Source organism: Pseudoalteromonas sp. SR45-5, assembly GCF_014163565.1.
Lineage (GTDB): Bacteria > Pseudomonadota > Gammaproteobacteria > Enterobacterales > Alteromonadaceae > Pseudoalteromonas > Pseudoalteromonas distincta.
In genome coordinates this window covers 1-2,423 of sequence record NZ_JACJDN010000602.1, presented here as the reverse complement: position 1 = coordinate 2,423, position 2,423 = coordinate 1, and the positions used below count along the sequence as shown (strand labels likewise).

The 2,423-nt window shown below is 37.9% G+C and carries 1 protein-coding gene; it reads left to right on the top strand.

Annotated elements, in window-relative coordinates:
• The coding region (locus tag H5072_RS17000) for an Ig-like domain-containing protein (RefSeq protein WP_182694210.1) at positions 1-2,423 on the top strand (2,423 nt) is incomplete at both ends.

The following is a 2,423-nucleotide window of genomic DNA, read 5'->3' as shown; positions in this document are numbered from 1 at the left end:
AGCTTTTTGTTCTTAACTCGCTCGATTTATCTGAAATTGCGGTACTTGAAAACGTACCACAAAATTTTGTGACAGGCTCGTTTACTGAGGCTAATGCAAAAGAAGTTTTATTTAGTGATGGTGCAGTTTATAGGTTTGAAAATTCAGAATTTGTACTGCACAAACAACTTAGTGTAAGTATTAATGGCGAGCATTTAATTACTGTTGATATTAATAACGACGGCTTAGATGAAGTGATTAATGGGCAAAGTTGGTACAGCATAGAAATGCTTAGCCCAAGCACTGAAAGTATTTTATGGACAGCCCAAAGCGACTTAGATATCGATAAAGTAATAGTTGCAGACATCGATAATGATGGTACCGATGATTTAGTTTACGGCGATGGTCAGTGGGGGAGCTTATATGCGCTTTCACTCACAACAGGCGTTGAGTTTTGGAGTATTAATAATCCAGAGCATGGTGTGTCGGGCATTGTTGTAGATGACCTTAACGGCGATGGCAAACAAAATATTGCTTGGGGCTCAGGTTATTCTTCGTCAGGTGAAGATGGTTTTTATATTCACAACACGGATGATAAAGCCCAGCAGTGGGCTAAAGGCATTAAGTACTACTCAAATAAAGCGTTAGCACTTGCTGATATTAATAATAACGGAAGCTTAGATATACTTTATTCCGAGCGTGACAGTAACGCTTTGCACATAGTAGATACACAAACTAATGAAAAAATACTTACAAATATAAGCGTTAATAACGATTGGGATAATAACAATTTAGTCACTACTGCTCAGCTGTTTGATGATGGTAAGAATTATATTATTACTGGCAGCTCTGCTATATACGATGCGAATGTACAGGTGTTTTCACCTGAAACGGGTGAAGAGCTATTTCAAACATATCTTGGCGGCGGAGACTACATTAGTACCTTAACAACGTTAGATATTAATAATGATGGCAAGTTAGAAATAATAGTAGGTAATGGCGCTGAGCATACCGGAAGTGAAGGTACCTTTTTTAAAGTATTAAATGGGCAAACTGGAGAGTTATTAAAAACATCGCCTCGCTTAGGATTTTATTGGGGCGGCATGAGTTCAATAGTAACTGGAAGCTTTCTTAATAACGAAAATATAGATGTGGTTAGTCTCGTTAGTGATTACCTCATTAGTTATGACTACTCTGAAAACACTATTTCTAAAGTTGCTTTAGAGCAAAGCTTTAACGGTTTGGTTAACACTGTTATTAATGGAGAAGAAACTTTAGTTGCCTCTACCTATAATGGCTCACTTTATAAAGTGGCTTTAAATGGGCAGACAACATTAATTAGTGAAGTGTGCCAAAACACTTTAAATAACATTGTGTCTGTAAGAGCTGGGTTTGTGCAGTATTCGTGTTCTGATCAGTTTGGTGAATATAACCTAGATAGCAATGTGGTTTCATACACTGCTAAGCGTAAGAATAATGACAGTTGGTTAGCAACTTCTACGTATAATAATGTTGATTATACCTTGTTGGCAGGTCAGTCATTGGAGGTGTTTTCTAATCAAGTTGCTGAGCCTTTAGCTAAGCCTGAAGCTGTAAGCTACTCTGATCATGTTTTAAAAAGCATACAAATAGATTTACCTGTATCAGATGATATTGATTATGTAGTTTTAAATAAGAGACCAACTCTGGGTAGGGTCGAGTTTACCGACAGACAGGCGGGTCTATTAACTTATATACCATCGGGCGCTGTAGGCATTGACGAGCTTAGTTACTACACAGTAAAAGAGCGTTCACGTTCAGCGTTATCAAGCTTAACGTTAGAGCTAAAAAATACAGCACCAACAGCAAATAATATGACACTGCAAACTCATTGGAATACACCGCTTAACTTTAATCTAGAAGGTATGGATGAAGACGCAGAGCCATTAGTATTTCAAATTAAAAATTCGCCTGCTCATGGGCAAATTCAGTTAATGGACTCTGCTTTAGGTAGCGTGACCTTTTCACCAAGTGGTGACTCGGTTGAGCCAGTATCAGTTAGCTTTACAGTGAAAGATTCTTTAGTTGAATCAGAGCTTCATAATGTTGTTATTAAACTGACAAATACAGCCCCACAAGCTCAAAATGTAACATATAACACCTCTTATAAGAGTGAAGTGAATGGTCGCTTTTCAGCATTAGATAGCGACAACGATACACTTGAATTTGAAGTGGTAACCGAGCCAAACTCAGGAACTTTAACATTTGAGCCTGATACTGGATTGTTTAAACTAACTCCTACGAGCGAATCCGATCATGTAGTAACGTTTAGCTATGTAGCTAAAGATAAATTTGATAGTTCTGCAGTTCAAACTGTGACTATAAACGTTGAAGGTAAGCAAGCGGCTACGGTAGCGACTCCTTCATCTGATTCAGGCTCTAGCTCAGGTGGCAGTATTTATTAC